This window comes from Siphonobacter sp. SORGH_AS_0500 (assembly GCF_002838835.1).
In the GTDB taxonomy this organism is placed as follows: domain Bacteria; phylum Bacteroidota; class Bacteroidia; order Cytophagales; family Spirosomataceae; genus Siphonobacter.
This window is the reverse complement of the sequence record NZ_NHPP01000006.1, coordinates 192,282-212,159: the sequence shown is the minus strand read 5'-3', so window position 1 is coordinate 212,159 and position 19,878 is coordinate 192,282. Positions and strand designations below refer to the sequence as shown.

Below are 19,878 nucleotides of genomic sequence, written 5' to 3'. Positions count from 1 at the left end.
AAGGCTCTAGGACACGAAGATTCACGAAGCATTTTACTCGTTTTACTCTATGCCGAACACTGAGCAACTCTGTGGTTAAGCTCAACTGAAAACAGCAAACTAACAACTGAAAACCAGCAATCTTATGCCTCGTGTTGCTTTTAAGATGCAGTTGTTTCCTGGAAATGTGGATGAATACAGACGCCGCCACGATGAAATCTGGCCGGAGTTGGTAGAATTACTGCAAACCAGTGGCATTCATCACTACTCCATTTTTCTGGACGAAAGCACGAATACGCTGTTCGGCGTTCAGGAAGTGGATGACCTCGAAGTTACAGGGAAATTACCCGAAAATCCCGTCATGAAGAAGTGGTGGGCATACATGGCCGATCTCATGGAAACCAACCCAGATCAATCGCCCGTGCAGGTATCTTTACCCGAAGTTTTTTACCTAAAGTGAGTTTGGAGTTTTGGGTTTCAGGTTTTGAGTTCATGCTACTAAAGTGTTTTATACAGAGAACTTTAAAACAAAAATGAAGTAGTAATAACCCTTAACTCAAAACCCTAAACACCCAACCCTAAACTCTTCAAAAACACTAACCAAATATGCCTCTCGAATCTTATCAAATTGCTCAATATAACCAGCAACATGAAGCGGCTCACCGCCGGAAGTTTGAATTTCTGGCCGGAGAACTCGGAGCTGACCTTACCGAACGCATACTGGCAAAGCTGATTGACTTTCAGATTGCCATTCCTAGCTGGGCTTTAGGTACGGGGGGAACCCGTTTTGGTCGTTTTGCTGGAGGTGGGGAACCCCGCAGTCTCGAAGAGAAAATTTCAGACGTAGGTCTATTACACGCCCTCAATCGCTCCAGCGGAGCGATTTCACTTCACATTCCCTGGGATATTCCAACAGATGGGGAGGCGATCAAGCAACTGGCAGCCAGTCATGGTCTGGTTTTTGATGCGATGAACTCGAATACCTTCCAGGATCAGGCCAATCAGGAATGGAGCTACAAATTTGGTTCGCTTCAGCACACGGACGCAGCCGTTCGGAAGCAAGCCATTCAGCATAACATCGACGTCATTCGTCACGGCGAAGCTCTGGGTTCCAAGTCATTAACCGTTTGGTTATCAGATGGTTCCAGCTTTCCCGGTCAGTTAAACTTCCGCAAAGCGTTCCAACGCACGCTGGAAGGTTTACAGGAAATCTACGCCGCTTTACCCGAAGACTGGAAACTCTTCGTGGAATACAAAGCCTTCGAACCTAACTTCTACTCAACCACCGTTGGGGATTGGGGCCAATCTTTCCTCTACGCCAGCAAGTTAGGCCCTAAAGCCTATACCCTCGTTGACTTAGGACACCACCTTCCCAATGCCAACATTGAGCAGATCGTTTCGCTGCTCTTGATGGAAGAAAAACTGGGTGGATTCCACTTCAACGATTCCAAGTACGGGGATGACGATTTAACGGCGGGTAGTATGAAGCCTTACCAGTTATTCCTGATTTTCAATGAATTGGTAGAGGGCATGGATGCTCGCGGTATGAATCACGCGACCGATTTAGGCTGGATGATCGATGCGTCTCATAACGTTAAAGATCCGCTGGAAGACTTACTACAATCCGTGGAAGCCATCAAACTGGCTTACGCTCAGGCCTTATTAGTAGACCGTGCGGCTCTGGAAGACGCCCGGAATAACAACGATGTCGTAACGGCTCAGGAAATTCTGCAAAATGCTTTCCGCACGGATTTACGTCCGTTACTGGCCGAAGCCCGTCTTCGCGTGGACGCGGCTCTGAATCCCGTAGGCCTGTTCCGTGAACAATCGCTTCGTAAAAAACTAATCGAAACCCGTGGCATGAAAGCCGTTTCTACGGGTCTTTAATCACACTAAAACGGCGTAATGCCAACTGCTGTGTTACGCCGTTTATCATCCAACTTCTGCCTTCATAACATTATGTCGTCTCCCTGCGTTGCCATTTTTGATATTGGAAAGACCAATAAAAAACTCCTGGTTTTTAATCAGGATTACCAGATTGTGTATCAAAAACAGACGCCTTTTGAGGAAATCCCCGATGACGATGGATTTCACGGAGACGATTTGCAGTTGCTGACTAACTGGATGATTGATAGCCTGGCAGAGCTGCTCAACGAAGGTCGGTTTACTATTAAAGCTCTGAACTTTTCTGCTTACGGAGCAAGCTTTGTTCATGTGGACGCCGAAGGCAAGCCCGTTACGCCTCTCTATAATTACCTGAAGACGTTCCCGTTTGAGCTTCAGCAACGCTTCAACGATCATTACGGACCTGAACTGGAATGGGCGGCGAATACGGCTTCACCCGTATTAGGAATGCTCAATTCCGGCATGCAGTTATACTGGCTAAAGTATCAGAAACCGGATAAATTCTGGCAGATTGAGCATTCGTTGCACTTACCCCAGTACGCCAGTTACCTCTTCACCAAACGAGCCGTTTCTGAAATTACCAGTGTCGGTTGTCATACCGGACTTTGGGATTATAAACAACGCAAGTATCACCGCTGGGTGTTTGACGAAGCTTTTCATTCGCTCGGCCAGATGGTGTTACCTTCTTTTGTTACTTCCCCGGCATTGGCTAATCCCGATATGCAGGTGGGTGTAGGCATTCATGATAGCTCGGCGGCTCTGGTCCCTTACTTGCGGGTGTTTGGACAAGAACCTTTCCTGTTAATCTCGACCGGAACCTGGTGCATTACCATGAATCCATTCAGTAAAGATGAGTTAACTATTGGCGAGTTACGACAGGATTGTCTGAGTTACTTAACCTACCGGAGCGACGCCGTGAAAGCCTCCCGCTTATTTGCTGGAAATGAACACGAACGGGCCGTCAAGCATCTGTCGGAATATTTTGGTACTGAACTTTCGCATTACCAACGGGTATCTTTCGATGAAAGCCTTCTTTTGTCCTTACGTAGCCGTTTCCGTCAGGCCTCGCCCGAGCACGTTCAGTTAGGAACTTTACAGGATTCTACCTTTTCAGAACGTAATCTGAATGAGTTCACCAGCTACGAAGAAGCTTACCATCAGCTCATAATGGATTTGATGGCTCAGCAAATTGCTTCCGTAAAACTGGCAAAAGGCACCACCGACGTGAAACGGATTTTTGTGGATGGCGGTTTTAGTCGAAACGAGATTTACCTGCATCTGCTGGCTCAGGCTTTCCCGGAAAGTGAAGTGCTGGCTTCTGAAATTGCCCAGGCCTCGGCTCTTGGAGCCGCCCTGGTTATTGAAGAGGCCTGGAATAAGGAAAAACCTTTTGACGGAAGTTTATTTACGTTAAAGAAAACAGTTTACACGGAATTATAAATGGCTATTGGCCATTGGCGATTAGCTCCTGGCTTCCACTGATCTTAGGTCAGTCTTAGTTAACGATAGCGAATCAATCGAGTACGCAGGTACCCTAGCCAAAAGCCAATAGCGACAAGCTAAAAGCTGATGAAAGTTGCTCTTTTTGTTCCCTGCTACGTCGATCAATTTTATCCTCAGGTAGCCATTGCGACCCTGGAATTATTAGAAAAATTAGGCTGTGAGGTAGATTTCCCGAAAAACCAGACGTGTTGCGGGCAGCCCATGGCCAACTCCGGCTTTGAGCATTTAAACACGGGTTGCGATGCCAACTTCATTGCCAACTTCAAAGGATATGATTACATCGTGGGACCTTCCGGCTCCTGCGTTTTGCACATTAAGGAACACCTGCACGCTCCTGACCAATCCGTAGCCGATACCGTCCGGCACCGGGTTTATGAACTTACCGAATTTTTAACGGATATTCTGAAAGTCGAAAATCTTACGGCTCGGTTTCCGCATAAAGTGGGCGTACACCAGAGTTGCCACGGTCAACGTGGGCTGAAAACATCCCAAATGACCGAACTGAACTGCCCTGCTTTTTCCAAGCCAGGCAAGTTATTGAGTATGGTGAAGGATCTGGAACTGGTTGAACTGGATCGGCAGGACGAATGCTGTGGATTTGGCGGCACCTTTGCCGTCAGTGAAGAAGCCATTTCTTCGAAAATGGGGAAAGATCGCGTGGCTGATCACCAGCGTCACGGAGCGGAATACATCACGGGCGGGGATGTTTCCTGCCTCATGCATATGGAGGGAATTTTAAAACGTCAGAAAAGCCCGATTCGGGTCGTGCACATTGCTGAAATTCTGAACGCTCAGCTCTAAAAAAGAACATCCCGCCGGTTTTCACCAGCGGGACGTTTGTATGGGGGAATTCAATTCTAGATTAGTTACGAGCTAAAACAACGCGGTTGGTTTGCGTAGAGATTTCGAACGATTGAGTGTAACGGTTTTTGCCTCCTAATACTTCGAAAGTGTATTTACCATCACCTAACGTTGAAAGATCAAATAAACGCAGGTAAGCTTCGCTAGTTGTCGTTTCAGTAAACAGCGTAGTATTTTCCTTATCCTTGATAGCGATTGTTAATTTCTTTTTATCAGGGTTTTGGAACGTAAGTTGGAAACGCAGTTGAGAATCCTGAGCTAATTGAGCATTGTAAGGATTAGCTTTTACCGTTTCCTTCGCAGGATCAGAAGTGATGGCAGCAGTTGCATTGAATGCTAATGAGCTAAATGCTACGAAAGCTGCAAGGATGAAGTTGATTGACTTTTTCATGGGATGTATGAGTTTCAAATGGGAATAATACAAAACAAATCAAATCGGCTTTTGAAAGTTTGTTTCTGCCGTTTGGTTGACACAAAGTTGCACACTATTTGATTATGAGTCAATTACCTAATTGTTAAGAACGAAAAGTTCCTTTCACGGTGCCACCCAAAACTTGAAAAAGTACAATGATTATACTATTTATTATGCAAGTTGTTTAAAAAGTACAATGCTTTTTTTAATAAAATTTATTAATTCCGAAAAGAGGTAGGTTAATTAAACAAGAATAACTAACTAAAGTACAATTTCTATTTCCCTACAACAGGTTAACCTATTATGCCAAAGGCTGATTTTTAATTATTTACTATGGCTATATCTTATGATTCGACACCATTTTTATTGAAAACTAATACTTTTTCAAAATAGAGCTTATAAATTTTAACCGGAAAGCAATCCAGGAAAAGTTAAATATTCCGTTTTAGCGTTCAGGACTAAAATTAGGCTTCGTTTTTTATCTGAATAAGGAAAAGTGCAATTTACAGGCCCTTTTCCCCTTTGAGCACAACAACTATGAGTCAGCATACATTGGATCACGCCGCCGCTTCTGAGGTGTTCAACCGGGACGAACCCCGGGTCGACTGGCACGATGAAACGCTCTGGTGGGTTCGCCAGAAACGTGACCGGGCTTCTAAAGGCATTCCTGAATGGGAAGACCTTCGCGAAGCAGCTTCGCGAATCAAGCACCATGTACTTTCAAACATGGACGTTCTGCTAGAAACATTCGAACGGAATGCTCAGAACAATGGGGTGACGGTTCACTGGGCAGCCAATGCTCAGGAGCACAACGAGATTATCCATTCGCTGCTGGCTAAAAAAGGCATTGATCGGATGATCAAGTCCAAGTCCATGTTAACGGAAGAATGTCACCTCAATGATTTTCTGCGAAGCAAAGGCATTGAAGTCATTGATACCGACCTGGGGGAACGCATCGTTCAGTTACGACAGGAACCTCCGAGTCACATTGTATTACCCGCCATTCACCTCAAAAAATCGGACGTAGGCGATACCTTTCACGAACACCTCGGTACCGAAAAAGGGGCCACCGATCCACAGTACCTGACTGAAGCCGCTCGTCAGCATTTGCGGGAAACGTTTCTGACCCGCCGGGCGGCTCTGACGGGCGTGAACTTCGCCATTGCCGAAACGGGTGGTTTCGTAGTTTGCACCAACGAAGGCAACGCCGACATGGGAGCTCACCTTTCCGAAATTCACATTGCAAGTATGGGTTTCGAGAAGATTATTCCCAAAGCTGAGCATTTGGGCGTCTTTTTGAGGCTGTTAACCCGGAGTGCGACAGGACAACCGGTTACCGCTTATTCCAGTCACTTCCATCGTCCTCGCCCCGGCCAGGAGATGCACATTGTAATTGTAGACAATGGTCGGAGTACACAGTTGGGTCGTGAAGATTTCCGTAACTCTTTGAAGTGTATTCGTTGCGGAGCCTGCATGAATACCTGTCCAGTATACCGTCGCAGCGGCGGGCATAGTTACCACAATGCCGTGGCTGGTCCAATTGGCTCGATTCTGGCCCCGAACCTCGACATGCGAAAAAATGCAGACTTACCCTTTGCCAGTACGCTTTGTGGCAGTTGTAGTAACGTATGTCCCGTAAAAATCGACATTCACGACCAGCTTTATAAGTGGCGGCAGGTTTTAGCGAAGGAAGGCTACGTGGGGGGCATGAAGAAAACCAGCTTACAATTAGCTGCGAAAGTACTCGCCTCGCCTACCCTGTTCAAGCTCAGTTTTAATACGGCTCGGGCGGTTCTGCGAATGGCTCCCTGGGCAGCTAATAACCCGCTGAATGCCTGGAGTATCCACCGCGAATTACCCGATGCCCCGAAGGAGAGCTTCCGGCAGTGGTACGAAAAGAACCGAAAGTAATATCCTCATCTGAAGGCCCATGCCTTCTATATTATTAGGTATATGTCAACGAGTCGTGAATCTATATTAAGTGCCATTCGAAAAAATAAGCCGGATTTATTACCTCTGCCCGACAAGTTCACCTTCGAATCGAATTACCCCGATGTGCTGGAGCAATACCAGCAAACCTTGCAAATGATTGGCGGAACGGTAGAGGTCGTTCCTGACTTACCCACCGTATCGCAACGCATTGGTGAGTTATTTCCCAATTTTAAAGAAGTAACCGTCACGATTCCTGACCTACGTTATCTCGCTGATGTAGATCTGGAAAACATAACTGATCCCCATGAATTGGAAGATATTAACCTGGCGATTATCCCCGGGCGTTACGGCGTAGCCGAAAACGGAGCCATCTGGGTAACCGAACAGGAAATGAAACAGCGGGCCTTACCCTTCATTACGCAACATCTGGTATTGGTGATTCGGGCGGAAACCATCGTTCCGAACATGCACGAGGCTTATGAACGAATTCAGGTAGATGAAACGGGCTTCGGTACCTTCATTGCGGGTCCATCCAAAACGGCTGATATTGAACAGTCTCTGGTAGTAGGAGCTCACGGAGCCAGAAGTCTGGTAGTGTTTATTATTAAGTAAGGAGCTTACGCATTTAACGATAAAAGCCCCCGGCTCGCTGTCAATTAGCGAGCGGGGGTTTTGTTTTCATACACGTATCTTAATAATAATTATCATTTAAAATTTAACAAAAAAGTTATAGTTAATAAATAAAATTGAGATTAAAAATCTAGTCTTGATTATTCTTTTTTTTTATATATCTACTTACCATAAAAGTGTTTTTCATATCATTTTTTTAATAAAAAGGGCACTTTTTTGAAGAAATCACAAAACAATCACCTCTAGGTAATTTTAATTTTTGAAATTAAACAAACTATTTACTACGTTTGCACTAGATTATCCAAAATAATCAACAACTCCTTAACCAAACAATATGAGAAAAATTCTACTGGCGACAGTCATGTTGCTCAGTACGCTTGCTATGCATGCGTATGGCCAGGATCGAATTGTGATAGGCAAAGTTACTTCAAGTGATGATGGAGCTCCTATCCCTGGTGTAAACGTAACCATTAAGGGCACTTCACGCGGTATCTCTACAAACCCGAATGGAGAATACAAGCTCAACGTTACAAACAACACTATCTTAGTTTTTACAGCGATTGGGTTTCTCAAGCAGGAAGTAGCTGTTGAGAATCGTACCGAAGTCAACGTTACTCTTAAAATTAGCAATGACGATCTGCAGGAAGTAGTAGTAACGGCTTTGAATATTGGCCGTGAAAAAAAAGCTATTAACTCCGCTATTCAGGAAGTAAAAGGTGCTAACCTTGCCATTGCCCGTAACAATAACGTAGCGGATGCCTTGGCTGGTAAAGTTGCTGGTGTACAAGTATTTAGCCAATCTGGTGCTAAATTTGGTACTCCTGCTATCCGTATTCGTGGTGTAAACTCCCTCACTGGTGGTGACCCTCTGTATGTGGTAGATGGTACGGTTACAGATGTGAACTATGTCAACATGGATGATGTAGAATCATTGAACGTACTGAAAGGCCCTGCTGCGTCTGCTTTATACGGTAACCGGGCTTCTGCTGGGGTAGTAGTCATTACTACGAAAAAGGGTAAGAACCAACAAGGTTTAGGAATTGATGTTAACCACAGCACCACTTTCGACAATGTTTCATTGTTACCTAAGTATCAGAACGAATATGGCGGTGGTTATTCGCAGGAATTTAGCAAATTTGAATACAATCCTGCCATCCACCCTGCTAGTTGGGCTTCATTTAACGGACAGAATCTGATTGATTACTCAGCTGATGAAAGCTGGGGACCTCGCATGGATGGTACACTCTATAGACCCTGGTATTCCTGGATTCCTTCAGATCCGGATTTTGGAAAGCAGGTTCCTTTTTCTCCCCAGCCTAACAACGTTCGCAGCTTTTTCCAAACGGGAGCAACTGTAAACACAAACATTGCTATCAGTAAGTCGACGGAACTTTTCAACGCCCGTGTGTCCTATACCAATTACAATGTAAAAGGTACTATTCCTAACAGCCAACAACATCGGGACTATCTTTCTGGTAAGTTAGGTATCAACATTACGCCCAAATTTACGGCTAATTTGAATGTTAACTATTCAACGGAAAAAACGCGTAATCGGCCTGCTGATGGCTACAGTGGGCAAAACCAGACCATTGGTTCATTCAACCAGTGGTTCCAACGTCAGTTGGATATGACCCAGCTCCGTAATTACAAAAACCCAGATGGTACTTATCGCAGTTGGAACATCACAGGTCCTGAAAATACTACCCCTTTATATTGGGATAACCCTTATACGCAAGTATACGAAAACATTAATAACGAAAAGAATGAACGCCTTTTCGGTGACTTTGGTCTAACTTACAAGTTTTCGGAGGCTCTGAGCCTTATGGTAGTAGCTCGTCGTGACTTCCTGAATGCTTATTATGATCGTCGTATAGCTTCTTTTACTAAAGGAACAGCATACTACGGAACATCAAATGATAGTCGTCGGGAGGATAACTACGAAACGTTACTTTCTTACAATAAGAAGTTTGGCAAATTCACCGTGAATGCCAATGCGGGTGGAAACATTCGGAAAAATACCCGGGATTATCTGGCGATGAATACGAACGGTGGGCTTTCGATTCCTAACTACTATAACATCATTAACTCTGCTACTCCAGGGTCATTCACTAATTATAACTCCAGAAGAGAAGTTAGAAGTGTCTATGGTTTGTTGAGCTTAGATTACAATGACCTGTTATTTATTGAAGCAACTGCCCGTAACGACTGGTCCTCAACGTTGCCTGTAAATAATAACTCGTATTTCTACCCATCCGTAACGGCTGGTTTGATTTTCTCTGAATTCCTGAGTAACAAACGTATTCTTTCTTATGGAAAAATTCGTGGATCCTTTGCTCAAGTAGGTTCAGATTTGGACCCCTATCAAATCTATACGGTATTTAATACCGGTACAAAATACGGTAGTAATACGACGCAATCTATCCCGACTCAATTACCTAACCAAAACCTTAAGCCAGGATTATCCAGCGGTTATGAAGGAGGAATTGACCTGAAGTTCCTTAATAACCGAATTGGTTTAGAGTTTACGGTGTACCGTCAGGATAACACGAATCAGATTCTTCCCTTGGCCGTTCCCGGTTCTAGTGGTTACAGTACTGCTCTGGTCAATGCAGGTAACATTCGCTCACAAGGGATGGAATTACACATCAACGCTGTTCCAGTTAAGACTAAAGACTTTACCTGGGACTTTGATATTAACTTAGATCGCAGTCGTTCAAAGGTTGTTGAACTAGCCGCTGGCTTAAAAACCTATGATTTACTCCAGAACTCGTTATTTAATGGAGTTCCTCGTTTCGGTGGTACCAGTTTAGGTTTCATTGCCAGAGAAGGCTCAGACTGGGGTACTATCGTTGGACGTCAATTCCAGCGGTATCAAGCTGTTGATGCTAACGGTAATAAGATTGACAGCCCAAGCAACGGTAAAATCCTAGTAGATGCAAATGGTTTGCCTCTCTCAACAGCCGGCCAGGATCTGGCTACTGTGTTACCAAAAATGAAAGGTGGTTTCCTTAGTACGTTTAACTACAAAGGTGTTACACTGCGTTTTAACATTGACTGGTTATTAGGTGGCAAGTTTTACTCAACCACACGCATGTTCTCGGCTGGTTCGGGCATAAGTGCAGAAACGGCTGGCTTGAATGATAAAGGAAACCCCAAGCGTGATGATCCCGCTAATGGTGGTGGTGTCTTGTTCCCTAATTCGGTAAAAGCTGACGGAACACCTAATACAACCTACGCAGATGCTCAGTCACTCTACGAAACACGCCTGTTTGATTTGAATGAAAACTGGATTTTCGACAAAACGTATGTCAAACTTCGTGAAGTTAACTTGGGATATAATCTGCCCGTAGCCTGGATTCGTAATACCCCCTTCAAAACGGCTTATGTAGCCTTTATGGTTCGCAATCCTTTCTTAATCTACAGCAAAGTAGGTGGTGGAATCGATCCCTCTGAAACGCAAACATTCTGGGGCGAAGGTGGTCAGCAAATTCCAGTTCGTTCAGTTGGTTTCAACGTGAAATTTGGACTTTAATCATTGCATTTAAAGGCTTGATAGAGTATTCAGGAATATTTCATGGTCTCTATCAAGTCTTTTAGACATAAAAAATAATATGAAAAAAATAGCATTCAAGAAACCCATTGTTGGTCTATTAGGCTTAATGGCTCTTGTTTCGTCCTGTAGCGATTTTGGCAACATGAACGTAGATCCTAACCGAGCTTCGGTCGCCAGTACTGCCGCATTACTTTCAGGAGCAGAAGTTAATTTTGGTGCAGCAGTTACAGCAAGTGATGCCCAGCCCATTCTATATGCTCAGCATTGGTCTGAAATTACTTATACGCAAAACTCTCGTTATCAAGGTACTTCGTTCAACTATAATGGGTTTTATACCGGTCCATTAGTTGCTCTCAATTACATCATCAAGGTAAACTCAGATGATGCCACTAAATCTGGTGTAACGACCAATGGTTCTAATGCCAACCAGATTGCTGTAGCCCGAATTATTCGTGCTTACTTCTTTTCCGTACTCACCGACCGCTTTGGTGACATTCCGTATTCAGAAGCATTAAAAGGAAGTCAGGATTTCACGCCTTCTTTTGATGCTCAGAAAGATATTTATACGGATTTGTTCAAAGAGTTGAAAGAAGCAGCAGCTCAATTCGATGGCGGAACAGCGGTAAAAGGAGATATCATTTTAAGTGGAAACGCTACTCGCTGGAAGAAATTCGCAGCCTCTTTACGAATGATTTTGGCTTTACGCTTGTCAAAAGTTGATCCAACCAAAGGTAAATCTGAGTTTGTAGCTGCTATGCAAGATGGCCCACTGGCTTCTAATTCTGACAACGTTCGTTACAATTACAACGATACGTACCCTAACCCCTGGTTTTCCAGTTTTGTGACTTCAGGTCGTTTGGATTTTGCGGTTAGTGCACCTTTGATTAACTACATCAAGCCACTTTCCGATCCTCGTTTACCAGCATTTGCTGACAAATCGACTAGTAAACAAGACTACGTTGGGATGCCTTACGGTATCACAAACCCTGGTGTAAAAGCTGCAGACGTTTCATTACCAGCTGCTTCATTACGTACAGTCATTTCTGCCCCGGCCAATGTTATGACCTACTCGCAGGTGCTGTTCAGCCAGGCGGAAGCGGTTAAATTAGGCTGGATTACGGGCAATGCCAAAACTCTGTACGAAGCCGCTATCAAGGCTTCTATGGATCAATGGGGAGTATATTCAGACGCGACATACACAGCTTATATTACTAATGCTAACGTTGCTTATTCAGATGATAAGGCTCTGGAACTGATTGGTACCCAAAAATGGGTGGCCCTTTACATGCAAGGTTACGAAGCTTGGTCAGAATGGCGTAGAACAGGATATCCTAACTTCCTCAAGCCTGCACCCGGAGCAGTTAATGCGACCAAACAGATTCCTTTACGTCAGGCATACCCTACGACTGAGCGTGATTTGAACTCAGATAATTATAACGCAGTTATTTCCCGTCAAGGTCCAGATACGGATGCTACACCTGTTTGGTGGGATAAGTAATATTCTTCTGTACTACAGTTTACCAAAACAGCCGGGCTTCCACCCGGCTGTTTTGTTTTCTAAAACTCTCTGGCTAAGTTAAATCGAAAACCGCCTACGCCATCTTTGGTAAAGGCATAGTGGATTCTGAGAACGCCATTATACCAGGTTACAAAATCGACGCCTACGCCATAACCCAGAAGAAATTTATTCGCAAAACGCTGTTATAATACCCTCGGTACTGATTCCAGGACTGTCCCGCATCAATGAAGGCATTGGGGTAAATTTCCAGTGGAATGGTATTAAACTGCCGGATTTTTCGAAGTGGTTTCAGGAAAATCTTTTTATCGAGCAACTGATACCGAAACGTGTTTTTCAGGTAAAAATAATGCTGGCCATCTATGGTAAATAACTCGTATCCCCTCACCAGATCGCTGAGATAACCCAAGCCTCTCGTCTGTAAGTAAGGTTGCAACTGCGGATAGGACGTTTTTCCTTCGGCTACGGCTCCGTAATACCATTTCCCACCCAGCGGCTTATACCGGGCAAAGCCTACCGTCAGATCCGTCAGGTTGATATCATCGCCCGGTAAAAGCCCATACCGATTGAGTAAGGCTCCGAATACAAAACCTCTGAGCGGATACTGGGCCTTGTCCCGAAAATCATAGGTATAGCCATAGGAAGCCAGAAAGTACTTTTGCCGCGTTCGGCTTTCCAGAAAATAATTAGGATTTAAAGCCGCAATGGTATCCGCAACCACGTTTGAGGCATAACGCAATTCCAGCGTCTGAAAATCGTAGTAATGGTTTCGACGCCGGAAGATGATGTTGGTATAAAAACGATCCCTCAATAGTTCATCGCTTCGCAAATACACCAGCTTATCGTGATTGGTTCGATAAGGTAAGTTCTTTGTGGTGTTGTAAGAAACGCCCAGCGTCACGCCAATTTTCTGCTTTTTATCAATATAAGGAATGTAATACGACAGGTCGTAATACTGAGCAAAGCCAAATTCAAGATTAATTTTCAGTTGCTCTGCCCTACCCCGAACGTTATAATGCCGTAGGTTAACACCGTAAATCGTTCGGCTTAAGTCGCGGTTTCGCTCCGTCCACCATTCATTGAAATTCCGATCCGCTAATTGAAACACCGGAAAACCAAGAATATACCATTGCTCACGTAAGTCGAATTCAATCTGAGCAAGGGTGGTAGAATCAGGGCTTTGGAGAACATTAACTTTCGTTTCAGCGGTAACGAAGAGATTGGTATTAAAGACTTTTCGCCGATTTCGCTCCAGCCGATCCATTAAGGTCGCGGTAGCTAACGTATCTCCTTCCCGAAAATCCAACTCTCTTCTAATAATGAATTCTTTGGTCCGGCGATTACCCGTAAACTTGATTTCCTGAACAATAACATAACTGGAATCAGGTAACGAAGTGCTAACTGACTGAAAATGAAGAAGTGTACTAAGTAAAGTAGCAAGCATAAGGGACGAACAAGTCTTCAAAAGTATCCATTAATCTCAGTTCGAGCTCCTTACCGCTTTAATTGATTCGAACACTGAAAAAAATTACGCAAAAAAATTCAAATATTTCTTTGTATGATTCAATATTGTATGTATTATTGCATAAGATATTTCTGGGACAGCTAAAAGCACCAGAAAATTGGAATGCCTATTCACGTTGCTATTCATGCACATTAGTAACGTTCAAAATATGGTTTTCAAATGGGAAGAAAGACCAATAACGGATTCGCCGAACCCTCTGGGTTCGGCGAATTTTTGTTTATAGATGAGTTAACTAAAAATCTCCTGTTGGTCTTCGATTCAAACTAGACGCCATTCCCAATGAGGATTGAAAACGAAAAGCGAGCCAGGTAAAACCCAGCTCGCTTTATTCAAACTTTCAAACAAAATCAAACTTCAAACAAATGTTACTGTTGAGCCATTTTCATGGGCACGTATCCATACGCCAAAGCGGGATATTGGTCCATGATGCGACGAGTGGCCGAACGAACCTGACTTTCAGGTATTGCCTGCGTTTTTTCAAACAGCCCGGAAGCATACCCCATCCAAACCGAACGGTTCAGGGTTTCGTCTACCAGGTGAATTAATAAGGTACCTTTTTTCAATTTGCTGGCCGAGTAAGCCGGGTCCGTTTGTTTAAGTCGGAACGCGTCTGAATACACCGAAAAGAGCACGGATAAATCTCCTTTTTCCTCCTGATAGGTATATCCTCGAGCACGCATTTGTCGCTCGATTTCATCCACAATGATCTGCTGATTCTCTTCAGCAAAACCCTGTAGTCCAGAACTTTTCAGAATAGAATAGGTCCGATTATAGGCTAATGAAACCCGCTCATCGAGGGTAGTCTCTACACGAACTTTGCTAGAGGTGCAAGAGGCTAAAGCAAAAAGGCATAAGGCTGTATAGAAAATTGTCTTCATCGCGAAACTTAGGTTAACCCGGATTGATATTCGAACTTAACCATAATTTCATCAAAAATTAACAATTTGATAACATTGAAAGTAAAATTTAATATTGGAAAAGTATTACTAAGGCCTAATTACCTATTGATCAGAACATTACCAGCGAAGTGATTCGGCAACATCTCCGGCCTTTAGAGCTACAAAGCCATATTTTGCCGCTGCCCGGTCCCCTGCTTCGCCGTGGCGATAAACGCCTAGTATGGCAGCTTCCTTGGGTTCTAGTTGCTGAGCCAGCAAAGCAGTAATAACGCCAGTCAGAACGTCACCTGTGCCACCCGTGGCCATGCCAGGATTGCCCGTTGAATTAAAATGAAACTGGCCATCAGGCGTTGCTACCACGGTATGCTGCCCTTTTAATACTACTGTTACCTGATGTTTTTCGCAGAACTCCCGCAGTAACTCCAGTTTTTCGTAATCGTTTTTCCAGGGCTTACCGAGTAAGCGTTCAAACTCTTTAGGATGAGGAGTAAGGACGGTTTTTTCGGGTAATAGATTCAATAAATCCCGCTCTTCTGACAGTATGTTCAAAGCATCCGCATCAATTACACAGGGGATTTTCTGAGTTTTGGAAAGAAAATGACGCATAAAAGCTTTGGTTTTCTCTGATTTCCCCAGACCTGGACCAATCCCAATGGCCGAATATTTCGACCAATCCTGGCTAGTTGTTATTTCTTCCCTGTCCTCATCAACCATACACATCGCTTCCGGTACGGAGGTTTGCATAATGTCATACCCGCACCGAGGTACCTGAACGGTGAGCAGACCCACGCCACTCCGCAGGCAGGAACGGGAGGCTAGTACAGCGGCTCCGATTTTACCTAAACTTCCTGCAATCAATAAAGCATGACCAAAGTTTCCCTTATTTGCGAACCCACTCCGTTCGGGTAATTGAGGCAAGGCTAAAGCATTGGTAAAGAACCAGTTGGTAGGGGTTTGTTCTGCATAGACCGCATGCAAACCAATATCTACCGTTTGCCATTTGCCTACGTACTGCACATTTTTGGGCTGAAGAAAAGCCAGTTTGGGGGCCTGAAAGCTTACGGTGTAAGTAGGTTTAATAATGACATCTTCTTCGGCATTGGCCTGATTGGCAAATAAACCAGAGGCAATATCCACTGAGATAATTTCTGCCCCGCTGTTATTTATTTTCTGAACTACTTCTGCCAGTAAACCTGTCAATCCGCGGCTCAGACCTGAGCCCATTAAGGCATCAATGATTACACCACTGGGTGAGAAATGTAACTCGTCGCTCTGGCTCACCCAATGCACCGTATCCAAATGTTCGTAACGGCCCAAATTGACTTCAAAGTCCTCAGAACTTCGGTCGGTGTGTTTAACGATAGATACCTTAGGCAGATATCCCGCCTGCTTCAGTAATCGGGCGATAGCGAGACCGTCGCCACCGTTATTACCCAGTCCGCAAACAATTGAAATGTCATGATGCGTTTCCACCATACCCGTGCGGAGCAACCATTCGGTAAAAGCAAGAGCGGCTCGTTCCATGAGATCAATGGAAGTAATAGGCTCGTGTTCAATGGTATAAGAATCCCAACGGCGGATCTGATCGACAGAGAAGATTTTCATAGGTTAATGTTTTGAGTTTGGGGTTTAGGTTTTGAGCTCCTAGTCCCCAAGACTTTATTCAAATCAATACCTATAATAACGAAAAAACCCTGCCTTAGCTTTTGGAGCCTTGGCAGGGTTTTTCTTTTTGACGGTTACTTTACTTTTTATTATTCCTGCATTTCTTCTTCGTGATTTATGGAACTGCCACCCGAATGGCTTTCTTCCACTTTCGCGTTGCCTTTGTAGTTAATCTGGCTAGCTCCTGAAGCTGTAGCGTTCAGGTTCGTATTCGCGGTTACGTGAGCTTTGGAAGCTCCTGACGCATCCACTTGCACATCATTGGCTTTAAGAGCAAAGGCCTCCAAACGTGACGCTCCGGAAATATCGGCTTTCAACTGCTGGGCTGACCCTAATAAAGTCAGGCGGGCGGCTCCGTGCACATTTACATCCACTTGTTCAGCATTCAAGCCAGAGAAAGTAGACTTGGAAGCTCCGGCCAGTTCGATTTTTTTCACCTGATCGAAACCTTTCACCGTTGCTGATATTGCTCCCACAAACTCAACCTCTTCCAACGCTGGCATTTCGATGCGAATGCTTTCCCGGCTGCTTTTAAAGCTAAACCCTAGTATATTTTTGCGTTTGATAACCAGTGTATTACCCGAAACTTTCACGCTTACATCATCCAGCTTACGTTCATTCTCAGCGTAGACCGTTACCTTGAAAGCCGATCCGCGTTTGACTTCCACAGCATACCCGCCCGAAATGTCCAGATTTGTAAAGCCTTCCAGGTTATACTCCTGCGGTACACCTCGGCCAATGCTCGACTCGTAAGAGTGGTCACTGTCATCATCACTCATATACGTATCTTCCTCCTGAGGCACCGAACGATTCAGGCAGATCAATTCACCGTCGCGAGTATACTTCCAGATTGATCCGGCAAACATATTCTCATTAAACATCTCATTCGGGAACCGATTCGTTACGTATCTCGCAAAAGACTCTGTCATGCTGAATTCTTTCTCATAGGGAATGAACACCTTTATGTTCAATTCAGGTTTACGGAAAGGAATGTCATCGGGAGCCTCAAAATTTTTTGCAATGGTTACCAGAGAATCCTTCTGCGTAATCTGATGCTTTAACTGAGCTGCTCGCTCTCGGGCTTCTTTGGTGGTACGACCCCGGCTTGAAAATTCTTCTACTAACTTAATTTCCGTGCCTTCGTACCCTTCTAAGGTTACCTGTGAGCTGTACAAATCATCAAACTCGTCGTCAACCTGTTCATCAATATCAAAAACTGGTGTTTTGTCCCCATCAATAAATCGTGTTTTCTCTACGACTCCCCGACGGGCGAAATTAGAAATGTATTGTGGAATCATAATTCCTGAACCGATGGAGCCAACCAGGAATAAACCCAGTAAAGTCTGCCAAACCAGCGGTTTAAAATAATTCTGTTTCGTTAAGAGTGATAAACCAGCCAGGCCCATCGCCAGAGCAGGCACCACCGCCGCCAGAAATGTTAACACGAACATCCAGGGGGAGGCATCCCGAATGAATTTAATGGGCATACCTACCGTTATGGGGACATCTTCCCACCCTGACAATCCAATGGCGGCACCTAGGGCAATCAGCAGGCAAATCACACAGGCCATCCCGCAACCCAGCAGAATAAGGCCCACGACGATACGTGCTAATACCAGCAGGAAACGAAAGAATGGTCCCAGACCTTCGAAAATCGCAGCTAATGCCCGAAAGGGAAACAATAGCACTTTCGTAACCGTACTTTCAACCGTCTGATTTTCAACATTCAGAGTCCGCTTAATATTGGTTTCGATGTTATTCAGCGTAATGGGTTCGCCCTGCATTTTCATACGATCCGTCAGCGTTTTTGCCGTTGGAGTAATGATCCACAAGACTAAATACAGAATCAGACCCGTGCCGAAAAACAGTATGCTAATGACCCAAACAAAGCGAATGATTGCTAAATCCCAGCCTGTATACGCGGCTACCCCGGCAGCAACGCCGCCCAGAGCTTTTCGCTCGGGATCGCGGTAGAGTTTACGCAATTTTTCGTCTTCTTCCAGATTCGCATTCCCGGGAAATGAAACCCAGCAAGCAATGTAAACAATGAAGACAATACCACTCAGAGGACCAAAGAAGTCTCCCGTATGAGACCATCCACCAAAAATAGGCAGTCCAATGAACAGGAATAAAGTTGCCAGCCGAACCCACAACGGGTCGAAATTGAGGTAATGGGCGATGCCCGCACAAACGCCACCTAACACTTTACGCTTGGTATCCCGATACAGCCGTTTCTGAGCTGGTGGGAACGCCTGCTGTTCACTCGTAAAGGTTGAACCAGCCTCTGCGTGGGCGTACGTTTGCTGATTTTCTGCACTGGTCTGCGTATACGCTGATTTCGAAGCACCAAAATCTTCTTCTTCTTCGATGGCCTCAAAGTCAGCTACGGTTCCCATAGACTGAATCAACTGATCGACGTCTTCGGAGGTAATGGCCTGTTTTTCTTCTTTTTTGACCTTGTCATAAAATTTCTCCGCAATACGGGCTTCGATATCTTCAATGATCTCGGCACTGCCTTCGTACGCAGAAAAATAGCGTTTAATGGACTCCAGGTAGCCTTGCAGGCGGTCGTAGCCGTCTTCCTCAATGTGGAAAACAACTCCTGCAATGGTGATGGATATAGTCTTTTTCATTGGTTCAACGAATGAATGTTAGCATGATGGAATGGTAGAATCCGAGAAGAGAAGTGGGGTTATCGCTGCATTCTCTTCCACTATTCGCCCTTCGATTCGTTTGTAACAATTTGATTTACTGACGTTTGAAGCTCCTCCCAGGTGGTCTGAAGTTGTACCAGGAATTCGCGGCCACTATCCGTTAGAATATAATATTTTCGTGGGGGGCCCGACGAGGACTCTACCCACTTGTAATCCAACAGCCCTGAGTTTTTCAGTCGGGTGAGCAGTGGATAAAGCGTCCCTTCAACGACCATGATTTTTGCCGCTGTTAGTTCCTCCAGCATGTTTGAGGCATAAACCTCTCCCCGCGAGATGATATGCAGAATGCAGAATTCAAGGATTCCCTTCCGCATTTGCACTTGAGCATTTTCCAGGTTCATTTCGCGTATTGTTTAAACAGGTTCGGGTTCGATGACCTCAGTACTAAGGATTTCATCAAAGCCAGAATCCTAATCCGGTTTCTGAGACAAAAGTAATAGCAGGTACTTTGCAATGCAAGGTAGTTGGTAAAATATTTTTTTAGGCTACTATCAAATGTCAAAAACAGGGAAGTATTTTTGAAGGGATGTTATGCCCCCTACTTATGTTATCTGTTAATCAGCGTGTTATAGTCATGAATTGGTACTAATCTTCCATTCAGAACAGTATAGCTTTAGGAGGAAAGATAGTATAGGATAAGTTGCCAAGCCTAGACAAGACCAAGCATAGGAATTGCAGTCTAGCATCGCATGGTGTATTCAAAGTACATTTTTGTAAAGGCAATCATTAACTAAGTCATAATTAACTTCACCTAACTTAATAAGATTTTTATGCTAAAATTAAT

At 44.5% G+C, this 19,878-nt stretch carries 14 protein-coding genes; 8 read left to right on the top strand and 6 right to left on the bottom strand.

The window, feature by feature from the left end; all coding sequences use genetic code 11:
* Positions 1-124 precede the first annotated feature (124 nt).
* From rhaM to BWI96_RS08920, 4 genes are all read left to right on the top strand, one after another.
* Positions 125-439 (top strand): L-rhamnose mutarotase, encoded by a 315-nt coding sequence (rhaM, locus tag BWI96_RS08935; protein WP_106636299.1) that lies wholly within the window; start codon positions 125-127, stop codon positions 437-439.
* A gap of 146 nt (positions 440-585) precedes the next feature.
* Complete coding sequence (locus tag BWI96_RS08930; protein ID WP_106636298.1) at positions 586-1,866, top strand: TIM barrel protein; 1,281 nt, start codon at positions 586-588, stop codon at positions 1,864-1,866.
* Between the two features lie 72 nt (positions 1,867-1,938).
* Positions 1,939-3,324 (top strand): FGGY-family carbohydrate kinase, encoded by a 1,386-nt coding sequence (locus BWI96_RS08925; RefSeq protein ID WP_106636297.1) that lies wholly within the window; start codon positions 1,939-1,941, stop codon positions 3,322-3,324.
* Positions 3,325-3,453: 129 nt separating this feature from the next.
* On the top strand, positions 3,454-4,188 hold the full coding sequence (locus BWI96_RS08920) for a (Fe-S)-binding protein (RefSeq protein ID WP_106636296.1): 735 nt from the start codon (positions 3,454-3,456) through the stop codon (positions 4,186-4,188).
* Positions 4,189-4,249: 61 nt separating this feature from the next.
* Here the strand turns inward: BWI96_RS08920 and BWI96_RS08915 are convergent, their stop codons facing one another.
* Positions 4,250-4,639, bottom strand: coding sequence for a hypothetical protein (locus BWI96_RS08915; RefSeq protein ID WP_106636295.1), 390 nt, complete (start codon positions 4,637-4,639; stop codon positions 4,250-4,252).
* 558 nt (positions 4,640-5,197) lie between these two features.
* On the opposite strand from BWI96_RS08915, the gene BWI96_RS08910 reads away from it, so the two are divergent.
* The 4 genes from BWI96_RS08910 (at position 5,198) to BWI96_RS08895 (ending at position 12,273) form a co-directional block, all read left to right on the top strand.
* Positions 5,198-6,571, top strand: a complete 1,374-nt coding sequence (locus BWI96_RS08910) for a lactate utilization protein B (RefSeq protein WP_106636294.1) — start codon at positions 5,198-5,200, stop codon at positions 6,569-6,571.
* Between the two features lie 42 nt (positions 6,572-6,613).
* Entirely contained in the window at positions 6,614-7,204 is a 591-nt protein-coding gene (locus tag BWI96_RS08905) for an LUD domain-containing protein (RefSeq protein ID WP_106636293.1), read from the top strand.
* Between the two features lie 352 nt (positions 7,205-7,556).
* Positions 7,557-10,754 carry a SusC/RagA family TonB-linked outer membrane protein gene (locus BWI96_RS08900; RefSeq protein ID WP_106636292.1) on the top strand — a complete coding sequence of 1,066 codons (3,198 nt, stop codon included), beginning with the start codon at positions 7,557-7,559 and terminating at the stop codon, positions 10,752-10,754.
* A 79-nt stretch (positions 10,755-10,833) separates the two neighbouring features.
* Positions 10,834-12,273: a SusD/RagB family nutrient-binding outer membrane lipoprotein gene (locus BWI96_RS08895; RefSeq protein WP_106636291.1), complete on the top strand. Its 1,440-nt coding sequence runs from the start codon at positions 10,834-10,836 to the stop codon at positions 12,271-12,273.
* 163 nt (positions 12,274-12,436) lie between these two features.
* Here BWI96_RS08895 and BWI96_RS08890 read toward each other — a convergent pair whose 3' ends face one another.
* The 5 genes from BWI96_RS08890 to BWI96_RS08870 form a co-directional block, all read right to left on the bottom strand.
* Complete coding sequence (locus BWI96_RS08890) at positions 12,437-13,735, bottom strand: BamA/TamA family outer membrane protein (RefSeq protein WP_106636290.1); 1,299 nt, start codon at positions 13,733-13,735, stop codon at positions 12,437-12,439.
* Between the two features lie 446 nt (positions 13,736-14,181).
* The gene (locus BWI96_RS08885) at positions 14,182-14,694 is read right to left on the bottom strand and encodes a DUF4136 domain-containing protein (RefSeq protein WP_106636289.1); all 513 of its coding nucleotides are present in this window, start codon (positions 14,692-14,694) and stop codon (positions 14,182-14,184) included.
* Positions 14,695-14,832: 138 nt separating this feature from the next.
* The gene (locus BWI96_RS08880; RefSeq protein WP_106636288.1) at positions 14,833-16,320 is read right to left on the bottom strand and encodes an NAD(P)H-hydrate dehydratase; all 1,488 of its coding nucleotides are present in this window, start codon (positions 16,318-16,320) and stop codon (positions 14,833-14,835) included.
* A gap of 149 nt (positions 16,321-16,469) precedes the next feature.
* Positions 16,470-19,013 carry a GIN domain-containing protein gene (locus BWI96_RS08875; protein ID WP_106636287.1) on the bottom strand — a complete coding sequence of 848 codons (2,544 nt, stop codon included), beginning with the start codon at positions 19,011-19,013 and terminating at the stop codon, positions 16,470-16,472.
* A gap of 80 nt (positions 19,014-19,093) precedes the next feature.
* Positions 19,094-19,435, bottom strand: a complete 342-nt coding sequence (locus tag BWI96_RS08870) for a PadR family transcriptional regulator (protein WP_106636286.1) — start codon at positions 19,433-19,435, stop codon at positions 19,094-19,096.
* Between the last annotated feature and the right edge of the window lie 443 nt (positions 19,436-19,878).